Origin of the sequence: Fibrobacter sp. UWH6, from assembly GCF_900142465.1 — a bacterium.
Taxonomy (GTDB): domain Bacteria; phylum Fibrobacterota; class Fibrobacteria; order Fibrobacterales; family Fibrobacteraceae; genus Fibrobacter.
Genome location: NZ_FRAX01000005.1, coordinates 136,696 through 158,952, shown reverse-complemented (window position 1 = coordinate 158,952; position 22,257 = coordinate 136,696). Strand labels below are relative to the sequence as shown.

Here is a 22,257-nt window from a genome sequence, read left to right as displayed (position 1 = left end):
TATGGGGAATGCAAATTTTTTGAAGTGCGTTATTCTGGGCTGCTTATTTATTCTGGCGGGGTGCGCCGGGAACAAGGCCCCAGAGGTGTCCGCTGAAGTTCCTGCAGAAAGTTCCGTTTCGCCGGCTCTAAAGGGAATTGAGGAGCCTGCCGGGGAGAAGCATTTCTTCTGGAAAGTTTCCGACGAAAATTCCAGCGTGTGGGTTTTGGGTAGCGTTCATTTTGCGGACTCGACTTTTTATCCGCTGGATTCCGTGATTGAAACGGCCTTTGTCGCTTCAGAGGAACTGGCGGTAGAAATTAATCTGAATGACGATTCCACCAGCAACGAAGTTTCGTCGAAGATGATGCAGGACGGCTTGCTGCCTGCGGGGGTGACCTTGAATTCTGTGCTGCCCCGTAATGTCTGGAATTCCCTGGACAGCCTGTGCGCGGCCTGGAACTTTCCTGTGATGGCCTTGCAGCGTTTGCGCCCCTGGTTTGCGGCCACGACTTTAAGCGCCGTTGCCATTCAGCGGGCTGGCATCCAGGCGGAATACGGAATTGACGTCGTTCTGATGGACCGTGCCGCTACCGATGGGAAGGCCATTGTGGGCTTGGAAACTGCCGAGGATCAGGTGAGTGCCCTTTCTGGAACGGGGAAAGATTCCGATGAATCGCAGTCGGATTCCGCGGGCGTTTACTATCTGAAGACAACCCTGCGTGAAATTGCGGGGCTGGATTCTATGGTGGCGCAAATGATGCGTGCCTGGAAGACTGGCAATGATTCTTTGCTTCGTGTTGTAATGAATGCTGAATTCTGCGACGAAAAATCCGGTAATTGCGAAGGTGATTCCGAGTCCGAAAAGAAAATGAAGGCGGACTTGGAAGAACGAATTTATACCAGTCGCAATGCCAAGATGGCAGGCTCCATTGCGCAGTTCCTAGAAGAAGACAGAAATGTATTTGTGGTAATCGGGGCTGCCCACTTGGCCTTGGATGAAGACAACGTGATAGAACTGCTTCGCCGTAAGGGCTTTAGAATCCAGCGATTCTAATTATTTTAAATCTTTCACATCGATGCCGAGGTGGCTCAGACGGTTGTAGAGGGCGGTGCGCAATAGGCCCAGCTGTTCGGCGGTGGCGCGTACAGAACCGTTGTTTTCGCGGATCTTGTTCCTAAGGAATTCCCGTTCCTGGTCCAGTTGCATTTCGCGGAATTCGTCGTAGGTTTCGGCTGCGGGAATGTCCTGGATCTTGGGGGAATCCTGGGGTTCGTCCAACTGTAAATCTTCGGGAGAAATGAGGGTGGACGTTGCGAAACAGAGGGCTCGCTGGATGACGTTTTCCAGTTCGCGGATGTTGCCGGGCCAGGGGTGTTTTTGCAGTTTTTCCAGGGCGGCCCTGGAAAGGGTGAACTGCTCGCCGGGGGCCTGATACTGCTGGATGAAATAGTTGGCCAGATCCTCGATATCTTCGCGGCGTTCGCGGAGGGGTGATATCTTGAGGGGGATGACGCTGAGACGGTAGTAAAGGTCTTCGCGGAAAGTCTTGTTGCGGACGGCTTCCTTTAGGTCGCGATTGGTTGCCGCGATGAATCGCACGTCGATATGCTTTGTCTTGTTGGCTCCGATGGGGCGGATTTCCTTGTTCTGCAGCACTCGCAGCAGTTTGACCTGGGTGTGCAACGGCATATCGCCAATTTCGTCTAGGAAGATGGCGCCTCCATCGGCGGCTTCGAAAAGGCCGATGCGTTCGTTCTGGGCGCCGGTAAAGGCTCCGCGGGTGTGGCCGAACAGTTCGCTTTCAAAAAGGTTGTCGGGAATGGCGCTGCAGTTGACCGTTACGAACTTGTCGTAGACGCAGGAGACGGCTCGGGCAATCAGTTCCTTACCGACGCCGGTTTCTCCCTGGATCAGTACGGGGCCGGTGTGGATAATGGCGCGTTCTACGGATTTGCGCAGCTTTTGCATGGCATCGCTGTTTCCTACCAGATGGCTCATGCGTTCGCTAAAGACTTTGCGGGCGTTGTAGATTTCCTTTAGTTTGGAAATCTTGCTCATCAGATGAAGCTTTATGGCTTCGACAGATAGGATGATATCATACAGTTTATTGGAAAGTTCGCTGTACCTGTCCAGCGATTCCCCATAAACAAGAATCAATGTGTCCGGATTCTTTTCGCGAATTTGGGTCAGTGCCTGTAAGTTGTCGCTAAAGGAATCCAGATCCCAGATGACGAGGGGGCTTAATTTGTCGACGGACTTTAAAAGAAAATCCGCACCCGCGTAGGTGTCGGTAATGTGCAGGTTGACATCGTAATTCACCGTGGAGAAAACGTCCTGGATGAACGAGGACGTCGGAGTCTCCTGGGTGAAAAAATCGATGAGCATGATTTAGCGTAAAGCGTAGAGCTTAAAGTAGAAAGAAACTCGCTTTAAACTCTTACCTTTATCCTTTATCCTTTAAACTTTACTTGCCCAGTTCCTTGCTGCGTTCGGTGCCTGCAACCACAGCCTTCATGACGGTGCTGCGGAATGCGCCTTCTTCCAGGGCGTTGATGCCTGCGATGGTGGTGCCTGCGGGAGAGCAGACCATGGCGCACAAGTCGCTGGGGCTCTTGCCGGACTGCTTCACCAGTTCGACGCTGCCTTCGATGGTGCCGAGGGCCAGCTTCAAGGCGACATCGCGGGTAAGGCCGGCCTTTACGCCACCGCGGGTCAATGCTTCAATGAATTCGAAGACGTATGCGGGAGCACTGCCGGAAAGACCGGTCACTGCGTCCATCAGGCTTTCTGCCACGCGGCAGGTAACGCCGATGTTGCCGAAAATCTTTTCTGCGGTAGCGAGGGTGGCCTCGGTAACGCCGTCGGTAGCGAGACCTACGGAACCCTTGCCCACAGTGAGGGGCAGGTTGGGCATGACGCGGAGAACCTGGTTCTTTGCGCCAAGAACGTCGGTCAGGGCGGCGCGGGTAACGCCAGCCATAATGCTGATGAAGGTCTTTTCGTTTGCGATGGCGTCGGCTGCAGCCTTCCATTCGGCGCTGACCAACTTAAAGATCTGGGGCTTTACGCAAAGGAAGGTGACATCGGCGTTGTTGACGCCTTCTGCGAAGCTTGCTACGCGGACGCAACCCAGTGCAGAAACTTCTGCGGCAGCCTTGTCGCTGGGATCGAAGAAGAAAATAGACTTGGGGTCGTTACCAGCCTGCAGGAGGCCGCGGAGAATTGCACCGCCCATGTTGCCGGTGCCAGCGAAGAAAATTTTATTAACCATAGTTCGTTGTTTTTAAAAAAGTGAAAATTTTCAGTTATAATTTATGAATTTTAAATTATGAGACGAATAATCGCGGCGTAGCCGCCTTTCTTATTCTCGTAATTCATAAATCGTAATTCATAATTAGGTAAAAATCAACTTCGTTGATTTTTACCTGACGCTGTCCTTGGCCTTGCGGAGGAATTCCAGCAGATCGGCATTGCTCTTATACTGCTTCATCCACTTGATTAGCTTGTCCATGATGCCGTTTTCGGTATCGTTCTGCATGCTTTGACGAACGCTCCAGAGGATGTTCTGTTCGTACAGAGAAAGCAGACGGTCTTCCTTACGGGTGCCGGACTTAAAGATATCGATTGCGGGCCAGGTGCGCTTTTCGGCAAGGCGACGGTCCAGAACCAGTTCCATGTTACCTGTGCCCTTGAATTCTTCAAAGATCACTTCGTCCATGCGGCTGCCGGTTTCGATCAGGGCGGTTCCGATAATGGTAAGGGAGCCGTTCTTCTGGATGACTTCACGAACGGGTTCACCTGCGGAGGTGTAAATCATCTGACCGTTGGTGTCCTTCTGGAAATCGCCAAGCTTGTCGGCAATCTTACGGGCTGCACCAAAGAACTTCTTGGGGAACTGCATGGCCATGGCGTCCACACCGCCAGAAAGAATCTTGCCGGAGTGGGGAATCACTACGTTGTTGGCGCGTGCAAAGCGGGTAATGGAGTCCAGAAGCACAACCACATCCTTCTGCTGTTCCACCAGGCGCTTGGCCTTTTCCAGGACCATGGTGGCCACGCGGGCGTGATGGTCAGGAGGTTCGTCGAAAGTGGATGCAACGACTTCTGCCTTCAGGGCGGGGTTCTTTTCTACCAGCTTGCCTACGATTTCGCGCATTTCCGTCACTTCTTCGGGACGTTCGTCAATGAGCAACACCATGATGATGCATTCAGGATGGTTTGCTGCAATGGCGCGGGTCATGTTCTGCAGGAGGATTGTCTTACCGGTACGGGGAGGAGCCAGGATAATGGAACGCTGACCCTTACCGATGGGGCTGAACAAATCCATGACGCGGGTGGTCAATTCGTCCTGGTCCCATTCCAGGTTGATCTTTTCGTTAGGATGGATGGGAGTCAGGTATTCAAATGCTACGCGGCGCTTGATCTTTTCGGGATCGTCAAAGTTGACCTTGTCTACGCGGCGGAGGGCATAGAACTTGTCGCCATCGCGGGGGGGGCGTGCAAGACCTGCAACGGTGTCGCCAACCTTCAGGCCGAAACGGCGAATCAGGTTCTGGCTCACATAAACGTCATCGGGACCCTGCTGGTAGTTGAATTCGGTATTGCGGAGGAAACCGTGACCCTGCGGGGTGACTTCCAAAAGGCCTTCGGCGTAAACGATGTTGTTTTCGTTTTCCAGGCTCTGGAGCAGAAGGCCCAGGGACTGCTTGCGGTAACGGCGGAAGTCCAGATTTTCTTTCTGGCTTGCCAGTTCCTGCAAGTCGCTCATGGTCATCTTGCGGTACTTGGCCCAGCAATCGCGAGCCTTGCACCAGGCTTCGGAATCCGGATCCGGCATCGGCACGGTGTCTTCCTGTTCTTCCTGCTGCTGGGGGCGGTTGTTGTTATTGTTGTTGCGGTTGTTCTTGTCGAACTTGTTAAACTTGTTCTTCTTGTCGTACTTGTTGAAGCGTTCTTTCTGCTGGGGTCTCTGCTGACCGTCTGCAGATGCGTTTTCGGAGGTGCCGTCCTGGGCTGCGCTAGGATCTGCGGTGGCCTGAGTTTCTGCCTGCTGACCATCTGCATTCTGTGCGGAATCCGTTGCGGGAGCGGTTTCTGCTGCGGGAACTGCGCTAATTTCTGCGGGAACGGCTGCCGGTTCTTTTTCGGCCTTCGCTGTTTCAACGGGTGCTGTGTCGGCCTGCTTTTCGGCGGAAACTTCCTGAACGTTGTTCTTTTCCTTTATCCGTTCGACTTTCCTGTTTGCTTTTTTCTCATCGTCATTCTTTGCAGCCTTTGCTCGAGGAGCCCGCTTTGCGGGTTTTCCTTCGGGAGCCGGTTCTGCCTGGACGGGGAGTTCAATGCCTTCGCGGAGTTCGGCAGGAACTTCCATGCCTGTGGATTCTTGGTCGGCCAAGTGGGTACTTTTAGTCGTTTTTTTGATGGGAGCCACGATTGTGTCCTATTAAATAAGAATTGACGTATTAAAATGCGACTTTATTCATCTGCAGTATTTGGATTATTCCCAAAATGGACGGATGAATAATTTTCGATATGAAAAATTTGAAAAAAAATATGAATGCGGCCGAATGTCGACCGAACGTCGCTAATTATAATTAATTATATGGGGATTGTCATAAAAAAGGTCAGATTTTATAAAAAAACTTTTTGGGGGTGCCGAAAAAATGGGGGTGTCAACTTAGTGACAATTTGAATAGTTATATTTACCAGCGTGAATTCACTAGAACGTGTATTTGTTGCCCTGGGGTCCAATTTGCCCAATCGTTCCGCTCACCTGAGTGAGGGGCGCGATATGCTCCGCAAGGTGTCTAAGGGTGGCTGGAAAGAAAGCCCGATTTATGAAACTCCGCCGGTTGGTCCGGAGGGGCAGGGTCCCTACCTGAATCAGGTTGTCTCGTTCTGGTATTCGGGAACGTCGGAACGTTTGCTGAATTATCTGAAAGGTTCAGAGTTCATTTTGGGACGTAAGTACCGTGGGCACTGGAATTCCAGGGAAATTGACCTTGACTTGCTCTACTTTGGAAACGAGGTGAGCCGGGGAATTCCTACATTGCCTCACCCGCAGATTGTTAACCGCCAGTTCGTGTTGGTTCCCTTGAATGATATTGCCCCGGAGTGGGTGGATCCCCAGATGGATTCCAAGGTTTCTGACCTTCTGACGAGACTTCTCCTGAAAGAGGAGAAAATTCCTTTCCGCGTAGTCACCTCGGAGGAAGCGTAATATGCTAGTAGAAAAAGGTGTGCATTTCCTGGCCATCGAAGGCGTTATCGGTGTGGGAAAGTCTACTCTCGCGAAGATTATTTCGGAGAGGTGGAATGCCATGTTCATCGAGGAAAATTTTGCCGAAAACCCGTTTTTGGAAAAGTTCTACCAGAACAAGTCGGCTTACGCCTTCCAGACACAATTGTTCTTCTTGCTGGAACGTCACAAGCAATTGCAGAATAGCGCCATGCAGAGCGACATGTTCCATGAACTGCGGGTCAGTGACTACACTTACGAAAAGGATCCGATTTTTGCTGCGCAGAATTTGACGGATAGCGAGTTTACCATGTACGAACAGGTGGCCATGGCCTTGAATAGGGACATTCCCCGCCCTGACCTGGTGGTCTACCTGCAGGCCAGCGTACCTACCTTGCTAAACCGAATTAAGGGTCGTGGTCGCCCCATGGAAAAGACCATCGAGGGGTCATACCTCCAGTCCCTGATGGACCGGTATGATCAGTTCTTTTGGAATTATCCCTATGCTCCGGTGTTGATCATCAATACCGACAATATCGATTTTGTACATAACGAATCCCACCTACAGCTGGTGCTGAATGCTATCGCAGAATGCCCCAGGCAAACGACTTATTTTGTTCCAGAAGGTAAATAATGCAAGTCATCACTTCAATCGATGTTCTACGTAAAACCCTGAAGCCGTTGGCTCAGCAGGGCAAGACTATTGGTCTTGTGCCCACCATGGGCGCTCTGCACGACGGTCACGGAGCCTTGATCAAGGCTTCGGTCAAGGATTGCGACGTAACGGTTGTCAGTGTATTTTTGAATCCCATCCAGTTTGGCAAGAACGAGGACTTGGACAAGTATCCCAAGCGTCTCGAAGCTGACGCCAAGCTGGCCGAATCTATCGGTGCCGACTATGTGTTCGCACCCTCCGTTGCAGAAATGTATCCGGATGGCGATCCTTTGACCATGGTCCGCGACGAAACTTTGGAAAGCATGTATTGCGGTGCCTACCGTCCGGGCCATTTCCGTGGCGTGCTCACCGTGGTTTCCAAGCTGTTCCTGATTTCCGGTGCCCATCACGCCTACTTTGGCGAAAAGGATTATCAGCAGGTGTTCCTGATTGAACGCATGGTGAAGGATCTGAACTTCGATATCCAGATTCACCGCGTGAAGATTGTCCGTGAAGAATCCGGCTTGGCTCTTTCTAGCCGTAACGAATACCTGAGCGAAGAAGAAAAGGCTCGCGCACTGGGTATTAGCGGTGGCTTGAAGCAGGCTAAGGACGCTTTCGATGCTGGTGAACGTAGCGTTGCTAAGCTTCGTGACTTTGTCCTGAAGTCCATCTTGGCCGCTCGCGGTACCGTGCAGTTCGTAGAAGTGGTGAACCAGAAGACTCTGCAGAAGTTCTCTGCAGGAATGCTGGCTCCCGAAGATAAGGTTGTCATCCTGGTTGCTGCCTTCTTCGGCAAGACCCGCCTCATTGATAATATTGAATTGAATTAGTCAGGAATCCGGCTGCGCCGGTAACTCAAACTTTCAAAAAAAAGACCTCGGTTTTAACCGGGGTCTTTTTATGCATAATGGGAATGCACTAAGCCTAGACGTTTACTTCTCTGTTGCTGTAAATACGCCGTCCCATTCTTCGCCTTCGGTGACAGGGGGGTGCTGCTTGTAGGCAATGCAACGTTCGATGTACACGTGGGAGGGGGTGGTCTTGCTTCCCGGGTCGCGGTCTGGGTGGTGGGGCTCCAGTTCTAGACACATATTGAACATCTGCAGGGCGGTGTCCCATTTCATGGCTAGGTAATATTGGCGGGCTTCTTCCCAGAGCTTTACCAATTGCTGCAGTTGGCTTTCGTTTTCGCAACCGACGTGTTCCAGCAGTTCGAAAGTCTTTACAGGCTGACTCTTACCCACAACGCGGATTGTATCCAGCGAACGGTAGATGAATCTGGACTTGTCCAGCTGCTGTTCGGTATCTTCGCTGATTTGAATGTAGGCTCCGTACTGCTTGGCTGCACTTTCTAGACGGGCGGCCAGGTTCACGGCGTCACCCATCATGGTGTAGTTCTTACGCATGGTAGAACCCATATTGCCGGTAACGATGTCGCCGGAATTGATACCGATTCTCATGTGCATGTCATGGACGATCTTTGGCCACTTGTTTCCTTCGCTGGCCCATTTCTTACGGAGCATCTTCAGTTTGCGCTGCATGTCCACGGCTGTATCGCAGGCGCTCTGGGCGTGGTTTTCTAGAGGCATGGGCGCTCCGAAGAATGCGATAATGGCGTCACCTTCATACTTGTCCAGAGTGCCTTCGTTCTGAAGGAGCGTGTCGGTCATGGCGGTCAGGTATTCGTTCAGCAAATCAACTAGTTTTCGCGGGTCGCCAATCTTTTCGGAGAAGGTGGAGAAGCTGGCGATGTCGGTAAAGTAGGCGGTAATGTTAGACTTTTCACCACCGAGGGTGGGCATAATTTCGTTGTTCACCATGGCGTCGATCAGTGCCGGAGAGATGTACTGCTTGAACGCATCGTTGATGAATCGTTTTTCCTTGTTTTCGAAATAGAACTGCACCACCAGCGTGGTAATGTTGATGAGCAGCATGGTCGATAGAGGTCTCGATACACCGATGTAAAGCCCGTGGTCAAAGAAATTGTAGGCGACGTAGGTGTAGATAATCATTGACAGCAAGGAAATCGGCACAGAAATGTTGCTCTTGAAGCAAAGGCCGATTAACAGGCTGAATACGGCAAGAAGCAAGACGATAATCTGCTGCTTGTGTTCGCTGAGGGTAGTGACGTAGTCCCCATCCAGAATGTTCTTGATGATGGTGGCATGGATCAGCACGGCGGGATAGTTTTCTTCGTGGGGGCCGGACACAAAGTCGAATAGGGCCGCCGCGGCAGAACCCAGGATGAAAATTTTTCCCTGGTAAAGTGAGGGGTCGACACGGCCGTTGGATACGTCATAATAGGAAAGGTGCTGGAAGGTCCTCTGGCCCACTGTTGTTTTGTAATGGCCTTTGTAGTTGACCTGGTAACGGCCGAATTTGTCGATTGGAACTCGCTTGACGGGGCCGAAACGCATTTCTTCGCCGGGGGCGAGGTTCTTGATGGCCAGATTTTCTGTAAGCTTGATGTCGCGGATGACTTCGTCGGACAGGATTAGCTGATTGGATTTCCACTTTTTGGTAGACCTGTCATATCGGATGTCCATATCCATGGAAAGGTGAATGGACCTGTTTGCGGGAATCCGCTGAATGGAGTCCTGGAAGTACTGGATTGTCTTGACGATGTATCGGTTGATGATAATGTCGTCGCCTTCTTCGGGGTCGTTTAAAATGAATCGATTTCCGGAATTGTCTTCGTCGTCGAAACTCAGGGTCATGCCGTAGTTCAGGTTTACGGGGGCGTCTTCCTTGACCATGGCCAAGGTTTCTTCTGAGATGTTCAGCAGTTCCTGGGAAAGTCTTTCGTTCAGGTACTGGCCCTCAAAAATTTCGAAGGTCAGCTGGCCCTGGCTATCCTTGCGGGCCACAATCTTGGACGAAATGTCGATAAAGTCCTTGGCAGCCTTTTTCTGGAAATCTGCATCGGCTAGGGCGCTGTGCAACGCCAGGAACATGGGGTAGCTGAAGTTGGGGTAGGTGGTGTGGTATATACCTGCAGAATCGCGGTAGATGCCAAAGGGCTTGCCTAGGTCGATGTATTGCCCCATCTTGATCTGGACGTTTTCGGGTTTTTGACCGAATAGATGGAGGATGGTCATCAGCGACATGGTGGAGTAAACCATGCTGGTGTCGTCGGGATAGAGTTCCGGACTGGGGAAGCGGTACAGCATGGAGACTCGGCGAACAACGCCATCAAGGTCCGGATAGGCGTTCACGGATCCTAGCTTGGTTCCTGCCTGGGCCAGTTCCGGGAAAATATTGTCTAGCAGTTCCTTGGGTTCTACCTGGTCAATTTTGTCAATCTGGTCGTTGCGGAATACCGAACTATATCCAACTTCGTCGGCACGTTCCTTGGAACTGAGGGGGCGCCACTGGGATTCGTGCTTGTAGGATTTGGCGTCATCGAACATGTCGCATACGATGGAGTTGCCGCCAGCCTTGATGGCTGCGACCAGCATGGAATCGTAGTTGAAGAAAGCCCTGATGCTAGGCTTTAGGGAATCCCAGTTGCTTTTGGGGCTAATGTTTGATAGGAGGGTGTTTACCTGTCCTGCCTTCTTGGATCCAAAGTCTGCACTTTTTAGCAAGATATCAAAGCCGATGGCCGAAGCGCCGCCTTCGTTCAGGTGGCGGACCACGTTGGCGTGGATGGAACGGTCCCATTCGTTATAAGGGCCAAGCTTTGCCAGGGAGGGTTCGTCGATATCTACGATGATGATGTTGGGGTCGGAATTGTTTTCCAGGGAAATCTTGTCGTCTACCTGTTCATCTTCTTCGTCCTTGGTATTTGTAACGCCCTTGAAGAATAAATCGTAAAAAATATTTTCAAGGGATTCTGCACCGTTGCGGGTCATGCCCGTAATGTCGTTCTGGGTGCTTCCGAAAATAAGAATGATAAAAACAAAGAAGGCCGATATCAAAAGGCCCGAGGCGACCTTCTTGATTCTCTTGGAAATCTTGATTTGTTTTTGTTCGTTCCTTGAATTTTTCTCTTCCATAGAAATAAAGATAATAAGATGGAAAGGATTGACACTTTTGTGTCATGAAAAGTGAGTATATTTTAGCGGTAAAATTTGCGGAGGCATTTTTGGCTACACAAAGAAAAACTTCTGGCTCTAAGAGGGGTTCCAAGGGGAATAAAAAGGGAAAGTCTAGTTCGACTAATCCGGTCGATGATGGTCAGGGCTTTGGCCTAGTTCTTGGCGGTTGGTTTCTTTTTGCCATAGGCGTTCTGCTTCTTTTGGGTTGCGTAAGTTCTGTCTATAGCGGAACACACGGTAACTGGTTGGGCCCTTATCTAGGCAAGATGATTCCGGATGGGGTGACTTTGCTGTTTGGCAAGGTCTCTGTGCTTTTCTTTACGGTGTCCCTGATTCTGTGGGGGCTTGGTCTTGCCTTTTCGGGAATTCGGGGCCGTTTGATTCGCTATGGACTTGGCCTGACATTGATTTCCCTGGATCTGTCGTTCCTGCTTGCTCTTAAAAACTATGGCCTTGCCCAGGTTTCCGAAGACGTGCTCGCCTTGAGCGGTGGCATACTTGGACAATTTTTTACCCAGAATATCGCCATTCCGGTTTTTGGTGCTGAGTCCTGCATTGCGCCCTTGATTATTCTGGCTGTAACGTTCTTGCTGATCCTTGTGCTTTCTTTTGGACTTCGCCCGAGGCATTTTTATTTCATTGTGCAGGGTACGAAATGGATCCAGAATACTTTCAGGAAAAAGGAACCGCTGGAAGGTGAGGTGGTGGATGCGTCAGGTACCCAGAGCAACATTTCCATGAAAAGGTCGAGGGGCGCTGATTTGGACCGCGCCGTAGATGCCGGGGTTTTGCCCAAGGGCGCCTATATGGACGACAACACGGTTATGCTGCAACCCGATGAATTTAAGATTCGCAGGAAGGGGAAGGTTGTTCCCTTTAGCGGCCGCAACAACTGGCTGGGAACGATGGACGGCGTGGCTCCCGTGCCCGCAACGCCCACCCAGGAAAATCCTGTTGTTCGTAATCCGGTGGAAATTGCTCCGGAACCTCTGCCAGAACCGACCATGAATGTGGCTGGTGAATACAATATGGACGAAGATCCTGAAATTCGCCGACTTGAGGAATATCTGCGTGTCAATGGACGCAATATGAACGCCCTTGAAATCGTAGAGGTGAAGGACCGTATTGCCGCTCTGCGCAGGGCCCGCGAAGTGATTGCCTGGGAAAAGGAACATCGCGGCCGCATGCAGGTAAAGGGTGATGTCCGTCGTGAAGACGGAAAGCCTTCCATGGCTACAGAAGCTATTGTGGATGTTCCTGTTGCTGATCCCGAACCGACAAGAGTGGCGGGCGTTGCTGCCGAAGCGGATGATGCTGCTGAAAAAACTTTGACTCCGTCTTTTGATCCGGAATCGCTGCTTGGTGGTGATGGTGGACGTGATGAAACCTGTGCCCCTGTAGTTTATGGTGCTGACGATGGCGCCGAAGACGATGGCGAGGGCTTTGTTGCGTCTGAAGACTCTTTGGGTGGAACATTGAACGGTTGTAAGGCTGCCCCTATTCCGCAGCCGGATCCCACAGAAGTTTATGACGAATATAAGGTTCCTTCCATTGGCGATATTCTTAATGATCACGAGGCTCAGACTGCGGATTATACCGAAGAAGAGTTGAATGCCATTGGTAAGATGCTGGAAGAAAAACTGGAAAACTTCAAGGTGAAGGGACATGTTATCGGTTGCGAAACGGGCCCCATGATCACTCGTTTTGAAGTGGAACCTGGGCCGGGTGTAAAGGTAAGCCGCTTTACTGCGTTGCAGGAAGATTTGGCCATGCCCCTGCGAGTGACTTCTGTTCGTATTCTCGCTCCCATCCCCGGTAAGGCTGCAGTGGGTATTGAAATTCCCAATCGCAAGTTCCAGACTGTTTTCAGTAAGGATGTCTTTGAAAGCGAAAAATTCAAGCCGTCCCCCGAAAAGATTTTGGTGGCCTTGGGTAAGGATATTACTGGCGAGGCCTTTACCATGGATTTGGCCAAGGCTCCTCATTTGCTGATTGCCGGTCAGACCGGTTCCGGTAAGTCTGTCTGCATTAACGCCCTTATGGCCAGTATGCTCTTCAGTAAGACTCCCGACGAACTCCGCATGATTCTTGTGGACCCGAAGGCGGTGGAATTGAAGATGTACGAAAGCATTCCCCATTTGCTGGCTCCGGTGATTACCAAGCCCGAAATCGCCATTCAGGCATTGCAGTGGCTGTGCTATGAAATGGACCGTCGCACCGAAGTTCTTGCGACAGCCAAGGTTCGTAACATTGGCGGCTTCAATGCCAAGTACGAAGCGGGTGAGCTGCCCGATGATATTCCTGAACAGGACAAGGGTCATCGTATGCCATTCATTGTCGTTATTATCGATGAAATGGCAGACCTTATGATGGTGGCTGGTAAGGAAATCGAAAAGTCTGTAGCCCGTTTGGCTGCAAAGGCCCGTGCCGTGGGTATCCACCTGGTGCTCGCAACCCAGCGTCCTTCCGTGAAGGTGATTACGGGTATTATCAAGGCGAACTTGCCTACCCGAATTAGCTTTAAGGTGGCATCCCAGATTGACGCCCGTACCGTAATGGATCACGCCGGCGCCGAAAAACTTCTGGGCCGCGGTGATATGCTGTTTAAAGCTGTGAATGATCCGGATCCCGTTCGCGTTCATGGCGCCTTCCTGAGTGACGAGGAAGCCGAAAAGCTGGCGGATGCCTGCTCTAACCAGAATGTGTTCTTCCCGCAGGTGGAATCCTTTGACGTTTCTGAAGGCGTCGATGGAGACGATGATGGGGAAGGCGGCAAGCAACTTGGCAAACTTGACCCGTTGCTCTTTGACGTTGCATGCTGGGCTATTGAAGTGAGCGGTCTTTCCACTTCTGCGGTGCAGCGACACTTTAGTGTTGGCTACAGCCGTGCCGGTAAAATTGTAGATCAGCTTTATGGCCTTGGCGTTTGCGGCCCCAGCAAGGGAAACTCCAAACCCCGTGCGATGCTGGTCGGTATGGACGAACTAATGCAAATGGAACGCTCAGGAACCTTTAGATAAATAGTTACAAAGTACGATTTATGAATTACGAGAAGACAAATGGCGAGCTTTGCTCGCAAAATAAGAGGGCGGCAAAGCCGCGAAAAAAATCTCGTAATTCGTAACTCATAATTCATACCTCGAACCTCATACCTCGAACCTCATAATTATGCGTGAATATGCTCCTTCAAAAATCAATTTGTTTCTGGATGTCATCCGCAAACGCGAAGATGGCTACCATGATCTAGGTACCATTTTTCAGACTGTCGATGCCGGCGATACATTGAACGCCGAACTTCGCAACGATGGCGAGATTGTCCTGACCTACAACAAACCCCAGGAATATCCGGTTCAGTCCGACTTGGTATTCAGGGCTGCCGTCGCTCTTAAAGCCTATGCGGTGGAACAGGCCGAAACCTCTGCAAAGGCTGCCGCAGAATCCCTGGGCGCCGACCTTTATCTAGAAAAGGTGATGCCCCTTGGGGCTGGCCTTGGCGGTGGTAGTGCCGATGCGGCTGCGGCCCTTCGTGTGCTGAATCGCCTGTGGAATCTGAACTATGCAGCCGAAGTTCTTGAAGGAATCGGTGCAAAACTTGGTGCCGATGTGCCTTTCCTGGTTCGGGGTGGAACCGCCTTTGCCGAAGGCATTGGTGAAAAGTTGACTTTTATCAACCCGCTGCAACTTTCCGAAGGGGAATACCTGTTGATCTGCACGCCCCTGGATGCTGTCCCTACCAAGGATGCTTACGCCGGGGTGGCAAAGTCTGGTCCGGCTCGTTGGGATTCTTACAAGGCCGAATTCCAGTCTGCCGCTGACGATAAGACTCTCGTCTCCCGTCTTTCCTCTTTCATCTCGTTCAACGCATTTGAAGGATCCGTGTTCCCTCTGCATCCCCTGGTTGCCGAAATGAAGGCTGAATTTAGCCGTCTGGGGGCCAAAACGACACTCATGTCTGGTTCCGGAGCCTCTGTTTTTGGCGTTTTTGCCTCAAAGGAACTGGCTGAAACCGCTGCGGGCGCCATGAAATCCATCTCTAGATATCAAAAAGTGACTCGCTTTTGGGTGCCGACCCTTTAAAAAGTTGTCATTAATACTATATTTGCGCCACCATTGGGATATCGTCAAGTGGTAAGACAACGGATTTTGATTCCGTTATTCGCTGGTTCGAGTCCAGCTATCCCAATGTTTTTTTTAATCATAAACTCGAATGGAGTAAATTATGGAACTCACTAAGCTCGTAGCAACCTCGAGAGTACAGGGCAAGAGCGCTGATAGCAAGCGTCTCCGCAAGGCCGGTCAGATTCCGGCTGTCTATTATGGTAAGGGTCAGGAAGCAGTGAATGTTAGCGTTAGCGCTATCGACGTTCGCAAGGTCCTCGCCCCGGGTAAGCGTTATACGCTTCTCGACCTCGTCATTGATGGCAAGGAAGGCAACGCCGCTGTAGTTTACAACTATCAGAAGGATCCTCTGACTCAGGAAATCATCCACATCGACTTCCTGAAGATCGACGAAACCACCAAGGTTAAGGTTCGCGTTCCCGTTAAGCTGAACGGCCTTCCGGTTGGTGTTAAGACCCAGGGTGGTACCTTTGCTCAGCAGAATCGCTACATCCAGCTGGCTGCTGTTCCCACCAAGATCCCCACTCTGATCGAAATGGATATCTCCAACTATCCGGCTCCCACTACCTTCTACGCCAAGGATCTTCCGCTGACTGAAGGTGTGGAACTGGCTTGCACTCCGCGCGTCGTGATTTTCAACATCACCGCTAAGCGTGGCGCAAAGACTGAAGAAGCTCAGGGCTAATCCCAAGTTTCTACGGTTCTTTACCGAGATTAAAGACGCTCAAGTGAACTTCGGTTCCTTGGGCGTTTTTTTTTAATCAGGTGAAAACTTCCTGGCCTTATTTTTATATTTGAGTCGGATATAAAAAGTCTGACTTTTAAGAAAGGAGAATGAAATGAAAAAGTTTTTTGCTGTTCTGGCTACTGTAGCCTCTGCACTTATGATTTGTGCCTGCGCAAGCAGCGAATCCAAGCCTGATTATGATTCTACCCGTGCTAACGCTCAGTCTGCATATCAGGAATTGGATAACGACGCTGAATAATTATGAAGCAAATCCTGCTTTTGCCGCTGGCCCTGTGGCTTGTCTCCTGTTCCCTTTCGTCTGACGCAAAGACTTCTGCCTCGGATGTTTCCGCGGTCCGAAATTCCGCAAATGCCGCCTACTCCGATTTAGGTCAGACGTCGGGGCAGCCTTCGGCCCAAACTGCGAATCCGTCTGCGAATCCGTCTGCGAATCCGTCTGCAGATCAGGGGCAGGCCGCAATAAACGCACAGTCATCTGGAACGTGCCCTGATGACACGGACCTTCGTGGCGAGGGAATTGACGCCGATTACAATCAGGCTGTGGTTTTGGCTCAGAAGGCCATTGCCGCCCAGATCCAGTCGACAGTATCTGCCGCAACTCACACCAAGGTGTCTTCTACTGAAGATGCTGATGGTCACGAAATCATCAAGTCCAGTTTTGATATGGAGACCAAGGTCCTGGCTCATCTTGAAAATGCCCAGGATGCCAAGGTTGTCTTGAAGCAGCCGCACAATGGTAAGGTGAAGGTCGTTGCCTGCATGTCCCGAAACGATGCCATGAAACCCTTCCGCTTCAAGGCCGGCGTTCTTCAGGATTCCCTCCACTTGTATGCCAAGACTTATGAGGGGGCATCGCATCCCCTTCAGAAAAACAAGACTTACAAGTTGGGCCGTCAGGTGTATATCCGTTATGTAGCCAATCGGGAAATCCTCCGTAGTTTCGGGATGGTTGACGAAGCATCCTCTGCTGCCACCGATGCCGATTACGCCTACATGCACAATGATTTTTCCCAATTCCTTTCCACCTATGCCATGTACTTTGAGGCTCCCGAGAACGATGTGGAACGTTCCATTTTCTCGGTGGTTTCGCAGAACTTTAGCGTGGTCAGTGGACAGTGCAAGGGCGGCCTTGTCCTGAAGGCTGGCGTTCTTGACCAGAATTGTAAGGAAGGTAGCTTGGGTATCAAGTGCTCTGCGACTTTGACCCTTACCGGTTCTTCTTGTGAAGGTGAACGTTATTTTGAACTGCATGCCAGTGCTGCCGGTACCGGCAAGTACGATGAAGCCGAGGCCATGGATCGCCTGAACAAGAATATCGGCAAGGCTGAATGGTTTGCGGATTGGCGTCGCGAACTGAACCGCTGGAGAATGAAGTGAAATTAAAAAAATCATTGATTTTAGCTTTGTGCATCGTGTCTTTGGCTTTTGCCAAGTTCGCTCCCCAGCCCTCTGCGAATCCCTCTGCCAAATATGCCCCAGACGATGAATATGTGGAAGAGCCTGATGTACCGCCATCGGTAAGGCTGAAGATTCCTTCGGCCATTGCAGATTCCTTGCCCTGGTTTGCTGTACGCGAAGTGAGTGTCGCCAATACTCCTTTTACCAAGATGCACCTGACTAAGCTCGCCCAGAATAACGACCGTGTGGCCCTGGTCTACTTTGCCACCTGGTGTATTCCCTGCCGCGTGGGAGTCAAAAATCTGGCCGCCGCCGATGCCCTGTTGACCCAGAACAAGACCGAAGTTGTTCTTGTGAATATCGGTGAAACTGATGAAAAGGCTATTGCACGTTGGGTCGAAAAGTTGGGTGCTAGTCGATTTAAGGTCGTTGTGGACCCCTTCAAACGTATGACCGAGAATTTCGGCATCACCCGTTCCGGTGAAGAGATGTCTTTGCCCAAGACTCTGGTGGTGGATTCCAAGGTCAAACCGGTGAAACTCATTGGCAAGGAAGGCGGCGACTGGCCCCAGGTCCTTTGGACAAAGTAAATTAAAAGTTTGAGGTTAACATGTATCTGATTGTCGGTCTCGGAAATCCTGGAACTCAGTATTCTAACACCCACCACAATGCCGGTTTTATGGCTGTCGAAAAATTGGCTACTTCCGGTGACTGGAAATCTGAACACAAGGCACTGACCCAGAAGGTGGTTGTCGGTGGGCAGGAATGTCTGCTGGCCAAACCTCAGACCTATATGAATTTGTCTGGCGAGTCCGTTCAGGCTCTTATGACTTGGTATAAAATCAAGCCGGAACAGCTACTTGTTTTTAGTGATGATATTAATCTCGATGTGGGTCGCATCCGTTGCCGTGCCAACGGCAGTCATGGCGGTCAGAATGGCCTTCGTAATATCATCGAGAAAATTGGTGACAAGTTCCCCCGCATCCGCTTTGGTGTGGGTAAGTGCCCTCCCAAGTTTGACCTTTCCAACTGGGTCTTGGCGAAGTTCCCGCCCGAAGACCGCCCCGCTTTCGACGAGGCTCTCGAAAAAGTCAAACCTCTGGTGGAATGCTACTTCAAGTTCGGCATTGAAAAGTGCATGGAACGCTATAACGGCAAGTAATTCCTTTTGACGTGTCGCTCGGTTTTTTCTATCTTATCTTTGCAAAATAGAATGAGGTTCATTTATGAAAATTTTGCCTGAAGCTTTAACGTTTGATGACGTTCTTCTCGTTCCCGCAGCTTCCTCCGTTTTGCCGTCCCAGACAGACGTGAGCACTCAGCTTGCTCCGAACATTAAGCTCAACATCCCTGTGATCAGTGCTGCTATGGATACCGTTACTACGGCTCCCCTGGCAATCTCCATTGCTCTTCAGGGTGGTCTTGGCATTATTCACAAGAACATGAGCGTCGAAGAACAGGCCGAAGAAGTTCGCAAGGTCAAGCGCTGGCAGTCCGGTATCGTTAGCAATCCGGTGACCCTGGAAGCTGACCAGCCGGTTTCCGCTGCATTCGAAATGCGCGCTGCCCATAAGATTAGCGGTTTCCCCATTCTCAAGAATGGCAAGCTGGTGGGTATGCTCACTAGCCGCGACCTCCGCACCATCTCCGACTACAATGTGAAGATTGAAAAGGTGATGACCAAGAATCCGGTCACCGCAAGCCCGAAGATCAGCCTTGCCAAGGCTAAGGAACTCCTGGCCGAAAAGCGTATCGAAAAGCTCCCGCTGGTGGACAATGCAGGCAACCTCAAGGGCCTCATCACCATGACCGACATTCTGAAGCGCGAAAACAACCCCTCCGCAAGCCTGGACAAGAATGGCCAGTTGCTGGTGGGTGCTGCTGTCGGTACCTCTGCAAATACTCTGGAACGCGTTGCAGCCCTCGTTGACGCTGGCGTCGACCTGTTGGTGATCGACACCGCTCACGGCCATCACATCGGTGTCCGCAACATGGTGAAGACCGTCCGCAAGAAGTATCCGAAGCTCACCATCTGCGGTGGTAACGTTTGCACTCCGGAAGCTGTTACTGAACTTGCCAAGTGCGGTGCCAACATCGTTAAGGTTGGTATCGGTCCTGGCTCCATCTGTACCACCCGTATCGTGGCTGGCGTAGGTTACCCCCAGTTCTCCGCTGTTGTGGAATGCGGCAAGGCTGCACGCAAGGCTGGCGTCAAGATTATCGCTGACGGTGGTCTCAAGTTCTCTGGCGACATCGTGAAGGCTCTGGCCGCTGGCGGTCACGCCGTGATGATCGGTTCCATGTTCGCAGGTACCGAAGAAGCTCCGGGCGAAGTCATTCTCGCTGATGGCCGTAGCTTCAAGAGCTACCGCGGTATGGGCTCTCTGGGCGCCATGGCTGCAGGTTCTGCAGACCGTTACTTCCAGGGTGGCATCAAGGAACCCCGCAAGTTCGTTCCGGAAGGCATCGAAGGCCGCGTTCCTTACAAGGGACCGCTCCGCGATACCATTTACCAGATCATCGGTGGTATCCACTCCGCTATGGGTTACGCAGGTGCTGCAAACCTGAAGGAACTCTACGACAAGGCTACCTTCGTCCGTATCACTGGTGCAGGTCTCCGCGAATCTCATCCCCACGATGTGACCATCACCAAGGAAGCCCCGAACTACAGATCCGAAGGTTAATTTGGCCGCGGACTTTGGCCGCTCGCTAACCATTTGAAAATCCCGTTGCAGTTTTTAGCTGCAGCGGGATTTTTGTTTAGAAAGACTCTGTTTTGTTTGATGGGAAATTTTTTTATTATATTCAGAATAACGTATGAGGATTGGGTGAAAAGAATTTCTTTGTTTGGTATTGCGGCTTGTTTTGCCTTAGGGTTAGTCGCATGTGGTGATGATGGAAACAGCACAAACGCAGCTAATGAAGTGTCTAGTTCCTCGGAATCTATTATTTTGGAATCAAGTTCCTCAGACGAAATCACCAGTGGTTCCGCAAGCGGTAACACTACAAAGATTGCTTACACTCTCAAACCCTTTAAAGGTCCGCTGCCCAATCCTCATAAGGGCTTTACGCTCCTTACCGAAGGTGCCTGGAATTTCGTTCCCGAATTCAGGTACGGTCCCGATAAAAATGGCGCATGGGATTTGATTACCTACGGTTCCGGATATCAGCGTTGGGACAAGTTGAATCCCGGCAAGGGAGTTTACGATTGGTCCGAACTTGAAGATTTGCTGAACGTACTTCAGGAACATGGTCTGGGTTACGCTTTGCGAGTGTTCCCTTACTCTCCCTGGTACATCACGGGTAACGATACGCCCACAAGTGAATACGACTGGACTCCTGACTGGGTTTACGAAGAGGGAGCCAAGAAGGATTACGCCATCTTTCAGGATAATGGTGCCCGCGCCCAAGTTCCCAGATGGGATGATCCTGTCTACCTGAAGGCCGCCAAGGATTTCGCTACGGCTATGGCAGAAAAGTATGATGGGGATCCCCGCCTTGAATACATTGATGTCCGTACCTTTGGTGAATGGGGCGAATGGCACGTTTCCCATCTGGATGGTAGCGATATGCCGCCCTTAAAGGTTCAGAAGGAATTGCTGGACCATTACGCTTCTGTATTCAAGAAGACTCTGCTTGCCTTGCCTTCTGATGCCTATGGCGAAATTTACACCTATGCGTTAAGCCTTGGGATTACCAAGCGTGACGACGGCTTTATTGGAATTCCCGGTACTGCAGATTCCTTGGTGCGTGCCTACGAGGCAGGGCTTCCGACTATTGCAGAAAATATTGGCAGCTACGAAAGAATGCTGACCTTTGACGATCGTGAGTACAAAAAGTGGACTCCGGAACGTTGGGTTCACGAAATTACCACAGCTCATTTGACCTACTATGTGCTGGAACAGGAAAGCGATTGCGGATTTAAAATCTACAGTGAACACAAGGACTTGGCAGATTCCCTGACCCATGTGATCGGTTACAATTTCATGGTGCAGCAGGCTGAACTTCTGACGGTTACGGGTGACAAGGAAACTACAAATACATTGAATATCACCGTAAAGAACACGGGCATTGCTCCCTGCTTCTTTGATATTTATATGGTGGCAGAATTGGTCAACGGCGAAGGCGAAGTTCTTGAACAGCTGGGTAAAACCATCAAGGTTTCCAAGGGTACTTTCAAGGACGAAATGGTTCGTGATTTTACTTTTGCTAACTCAGTTCCTGCAAGGCTGACCAATGTGGCGGCGCTGCCGGGAGTTTCTGTGGCGCTCTCTATCTACGAAAGTGAAGAAGCTTTCAAAAGCGGAAAGAATCCTACCGTACGTTTCGATAACGACGGCCTGCAGGCAAACAATAAGCTGTTGCTGAAACCGTAATTTTGACGAGATGAAATTAGCCTGCACGAGTCTTCGTGGCAGGCTTTTTTTATAGGTTGATTTTGTCGGCTGTTCCTAGGTGTTGACGCCTTCTCCGGAACTGCGCAAATCTCGCATGGCCTGGCTTGCCATGTCATGAACTTCCTTTTGGCGAGGGAACTTGTGGTAGGGGAGAATTCCGATTTCCACGTTCTCCGGCTTGGGGTAGTTTTGAATATACTGGACGTTGGAGAGGAATACGATTTTTTCGAAGGTGCCCGCGCGGTTTTCAGAGCTCGCGCGATTTTTAGAGCTCGCGCGACATTCTGACGTACCGAACTTCTCCAGGACGTGGTCCATGGCCCTGTAAATCATCTGAAATTCCTTGGTGTTAAAGTCCGACGTAGTGTAGGTATCCACGATTTTCCCGCCAACGCCATCCTTGGAATCGGTGGCGAAGGTTTCGGCAATGTAGGCCCCGCCGCCGGCCCGTTCCTTGTGGCCGTAATCGCAGCTGCCGCCTACCCAGACGTATAAAGTGTCTTTTTCGAATTTCATTTTATGGTGCGAAAGATAAATAAATTGAATGTTTGTGCTATCTTTGAATTCATGAGGTTAGTGAGATTCGTTCTTTTTTGCTTATTGATAATCGGGTTGCCTTGTCTGGCTTCAGCCAAGTATGTGGCGGTGCTTGAGACTGTCTGCAATGACTCCACGG

General features: G+C 50.9%; 18 protein-coding genes and 1 tRNA gene. 14 read left to right on the top strand and 5 right to left on the bottom strand.

Annotated elements, in window-relative coordinates; all coding sequences use genetic code 11:
- Position 1 precedes the first annotated feature (1 nt).
- Positions 2–1,036 carry a TraB/GumN family protein gene (locus tag BUB73_RS06550; RefSeq protein WP_073158120.1) on the top strand — a complete coding sequence of 345 codons (1,035 nt, stop codon included), beginning with the start codon at positions 2–4 and terminating at the stop codon, positions 1,034–1,036.
- On the opposite strand, the gene BUB73_RS06545 is transcribed toward BUB73_RS06550, so the two are convergent.
- The 3 genes from BUB73_RS06545 to rho all read right to left on the bottom strand — a co-directional run bounded on the left by BUB73_RS06545 (position 1,037) and on the right by rho (position 5,414).
- A complete protein-coding gene (locus BUB73_RS06545) occupies positions 1,037–2,368 on the bottom strand; it encodes a sigma-54 interaction domain-containing protein (protein ID WP_073284528.1) in 1,332 nt (443 codons plus the stop codon).
- A gap of 79 nt (positions 2,369–2,447) precedes the next feature.
- Positions 2,448–3,254 carry a pyrroline-5-carboxylate reductase gene (gene proC / locus BUB73_RS06540; protein WP_073234876.1) on the bottom strand — a complete coding sequence of 269 codons (807 nt, stop codon included), beginning with the start codon at positions 3,252–3,254 and terminating at the stop codon, positions 2,448–2,450.
- A 150-nt stretch (positions 3,255–3,404) separates the two neighbouring features.
- Positions 3,405–5,414 carry a transcription termination factor Rho gene (gene rho, locus BUB73_RS06535; protein WP_254795011.1) on the bottom strand — a complete coding sequence of 670 codons (2,010 nt, stop codon included), beginning with the start codon at positions 5,412–5,414 and terminating at the stop codon, positions 3,405–3,407.
- A 279-nt stretch (positions 5,415–5,693) separates the two neighbouring features.
- Between rho and folK the strand changes: the two genes are divergently transcribed.
- The 3 genes from folK to panC are packed head-to-tail and all read left to right on the top strand — an operon-like array spanning position 5,694 to position 7,709.
- A complete protein-coding gene (gene folK, locus BUB73_RS06530; RefSeq protein ID WP_073158128.1) occupies positions 5,694–6,203 on the top strand; it encodes a 2-amino-4-hydroxy-6-hydroxymethyldihydropteridine diphosphokinase in 510 nt (169 codons plus the stop codon).
- A gap of 1 nt (position 6,204) precedes the next feature.
- On the top strand, positions 6,205–6,855 hold the full coding sequence (locus BUB73_RS06525; RefSeq protein WP_073158131.1) for a deoxynucleoside kinase: 651 nt from the start codon (positions 6,205–6,207) through the stop codon (positions 6,853–6,855).
- Positions 6,855–7,709, top strand: a complete 855-nt coding sequence (gene panC, locus BUB73_RS06520) for a pantoate--beta-alanine ligase (RefSeq protein WP_073158134.1) — start codon at positions 6,855–6,857, stop codon at positions 7,707–7,709. Before BUB73_RS06525 ends, panC begins: the two co-directional genes overlap by 1 nt.
- A gap of 102 nt (positions 7,710–7,811) precedes the next feature.
- On the opposite strand, the gene BUB73_RS06515 is transcribed toward panC, so the two are convergent.
- Complete coding sequence (locus tag BUB73_RS06515; protein WP_073158137.1) at positions 7,812–10,877, bottom strand: adenylate/guanylate cyclase domain-containing protein; 3,066 nt, start codon at positions 10,875–10,877, stop codon at positions 7,812–7,814.
- Between the two features lie 89 nt (positions 10,878–10,966).
- Here BUB73_RS06515 and BUB73_RS06510 point away from each other — a divergent pair, with 89 nt between their 5' ends.
- From BUB73_RS06510 to BUB73_RS06470, 10 genes are all read left to right on the top strand, one after another.
- A complete protein-coding gene (locus tag BUB73_RS06510) occupies positions 10,967–13,939 on the top strand; it encodes a DNA translocase FtsK (protein WP_073158139.1) in 2,973 nt (990 codons plus the stop codon).
- Positions 13,940–14,087: 148 nt separating this feature from the next.
- On the top strand, positions 14,088–14,996 hold the full coding sequence (gene ispE, locus BUB73_RS06505; RefSeq protein ID WP_073284525.1) for a 4-(cytidine 5'-diphospho)-2-C-methyl-D-erythritol kinase: 909 nt from the start codon (positions 14,088–14,090) through the stop codon (positions 14,994–14,996).
- A gap of 34 nt (positions 14,997–15,030) precedes the next feature.
- Positions 15,031–15,102 (top strand) — tRNA-Gln (locus BUB73_RS06500).
- A 36-nt stretch (positions 15,103–15,138) separates the two neighbouring features.
- Positions 15,139–15,723 (top strand): 50S ribosomal protein L25, encoded by a 585-nt coding sequence (locus BUB73_RS06495; RefSeq protein WP_073158145.1) that lies wholly within the window; start codon positions 15,139–15,141, stop codon positions 15,721–15,723.
- 154 nt (positions 15,724–15,877) lie between these two features.
- Entirely contained in the window at positions 15,878–16,024 is a 147-nt protein-coding gene (locus BUB73_RS17220; RefSeq protein ID WP_158236659.1) for a hypothetical protein, read from the top strand.
- Positions 16,025–16,026: 2 nt separating this feature from the next.
- The gene (locus BUB73_RS06490; RefSeq protein WP_073284522.1) at positions 16,027–17,163 is read left to right on the top strand and encodes a hypothetical protein; all 1,137 of its coding nucleotides are present in this window, start codon (positions 16,027–16,029) and stop codon (positions 17,161–17,163) included.
- Positions 17,160–17,774, top strand: a complete 615-nt coding sequence (locus BUB73_RS06485; protein ID WP_170932274.1) for a TlpA disulfide reductase family protein — start codon at positions 17,160–17,162, stop codon at positions 17,772–17,774. Before BUB73_RS06490 ends, BUB73_RS06485 begins: the two co-directional genes overlap by 4 nt.
- A 20-nt stretch (positions 17,775–17,794) precedes the next feature.
- Positions 17,795–18,346 (top strand): aminoacyl-tRNA hydrolase, encoded by a 552-nt coding sequence (gene pth, locus BUB73_RS06480; RefSeq protein ID WP_073158154.1) that lies wholly within the window; start codon positions 17,795–17,797, stop codon positions 18,344–18,346.
- A gap of 64 nt (positions 18,347–18,410) precedes the next feature.
- Positions 18,411–19,868, top strand: a complete 1,458-nt coding sequence (guaB, locus tag BUB73_RS06475) for an IMP dehydrogenase (protein ID WP_073158156.1) — start codon at positions 18,411–18,413, stop codon at positions 19,866–19,868.
- Positions 19,869–20,012: 144 nt separating this feature from the next.
- Complete coding sequence (locus tag BUB73_RS06470) at positions 20,013–21,560, top strand: beta-galactosidase (RefSeq protein WP_170932273.1); 1,548 nt, start codon at positions 20,013–20,015, stop codon at positions 21,558–21,560.
- A 75-nt stretch (positions 21,561–21,635) separates the two neighbouring features.
- On the opposite strand, the gene BUB73_RS06465 is transcribed toward BUB73_RS06470, so the two are convergent.
- Complete coding sequence (locus BUB73_RS06465; protein ID WP_073234900.1) at positions 21,636–22,097, bottom strand: hypothetical protein; 462 nt, start codon at positions 22,095–22,097, stop codon at positions 21,636–21,638.
- Between the last annotated feature and the right edge of the window lie 160 nt (positions 22,098–22,257).

Coding starts and splice junctions, on each gene's coding strand:
- BUB73_RS17220 (WP_158236659.1), top strand. CDS start 15,878: ATGAAAAAGTTTTTTGCTGTTCTGGCTACTGTAGCCTCTGCACTTATG.
- panC (WP_073158134.1), top strand. CDS start 6,855: ATGCAAGTCATCACTTCAATCGATGTTCTACGTAAAACCCTGAAGCCG.
- BUB73_RS06525 (WP_073158131.1), top strand. CDS start 6,205: ATGCTAGTAGAAAAAGGTGTGCATTTCCTGGCCATCGAAGGCGTTATC.
- BUB73_RS06515 (WP_073158137.1), bottom strand. CDS start 10,877: ATGGAAGAGAAAAATTCAAGGAACGAACAAAAACAAATCAAGATTTCC.
- BUB73_RS06465 (WP_073234900.1), bottom strand. CDS start 22,097: ATGAAATTCGAAAAAGACACTTTATACGTCTGGGTAGGCGGCAGCTGC.
- BUB73_RS06550 (WP_073158120.1), top strand. CDS start 2: ATGGGGAATGCAAATTTTTTGAAGTGCGTTATTCTGGGCTGCTTATTT.
- BUB73_RS06490 (WP_073284522.1), top strand. CDS start 16,027: ATGAAGCAAATCCTGCTTTTGCCGCTGGCCCTGTGGCTTGTCTCCTGT.
- proC (WP_073234876.1), bottom strand. CDS start 3,254: ATGGTTAATAAAATTTTCTTCGCTGGCACCGGCAACATGGGCGGTGCA.
- guaB (WP_073158156.1), top strand. CDS start 18,411: ATGAAAATTTTGCCTGAAGCTTTAACGTTTGATGACGTTCTTCTCGTT.
- BUB73_RS06495 (WP_073158145.1), top strand. CDS start 15,139: ATGGAACTCACTAAGCTCGTAGCAACCTCGAGAGTACAGGGCAAGAGC.
- pth (WP_073158154.1), top strand. CDS start 17,795: ATGTATCTGATTGTCGGTCTCGGAAATCCTGGAACTCAGTATTCTAAC.
- BUB73_RS06545 (WP_073284528.1), bottom strand. CDS start 2,368: ATGCTCATCGATTTTTTCACCCAGGAGACTCCGACGTCCTCGTTCATC.
- ispE (WP_073284525.1), top strand. CDS start 14,088: ATGCGTGAATATGCTCCTTCAAAAATCAATTTGTTTCTGGATGTCATC.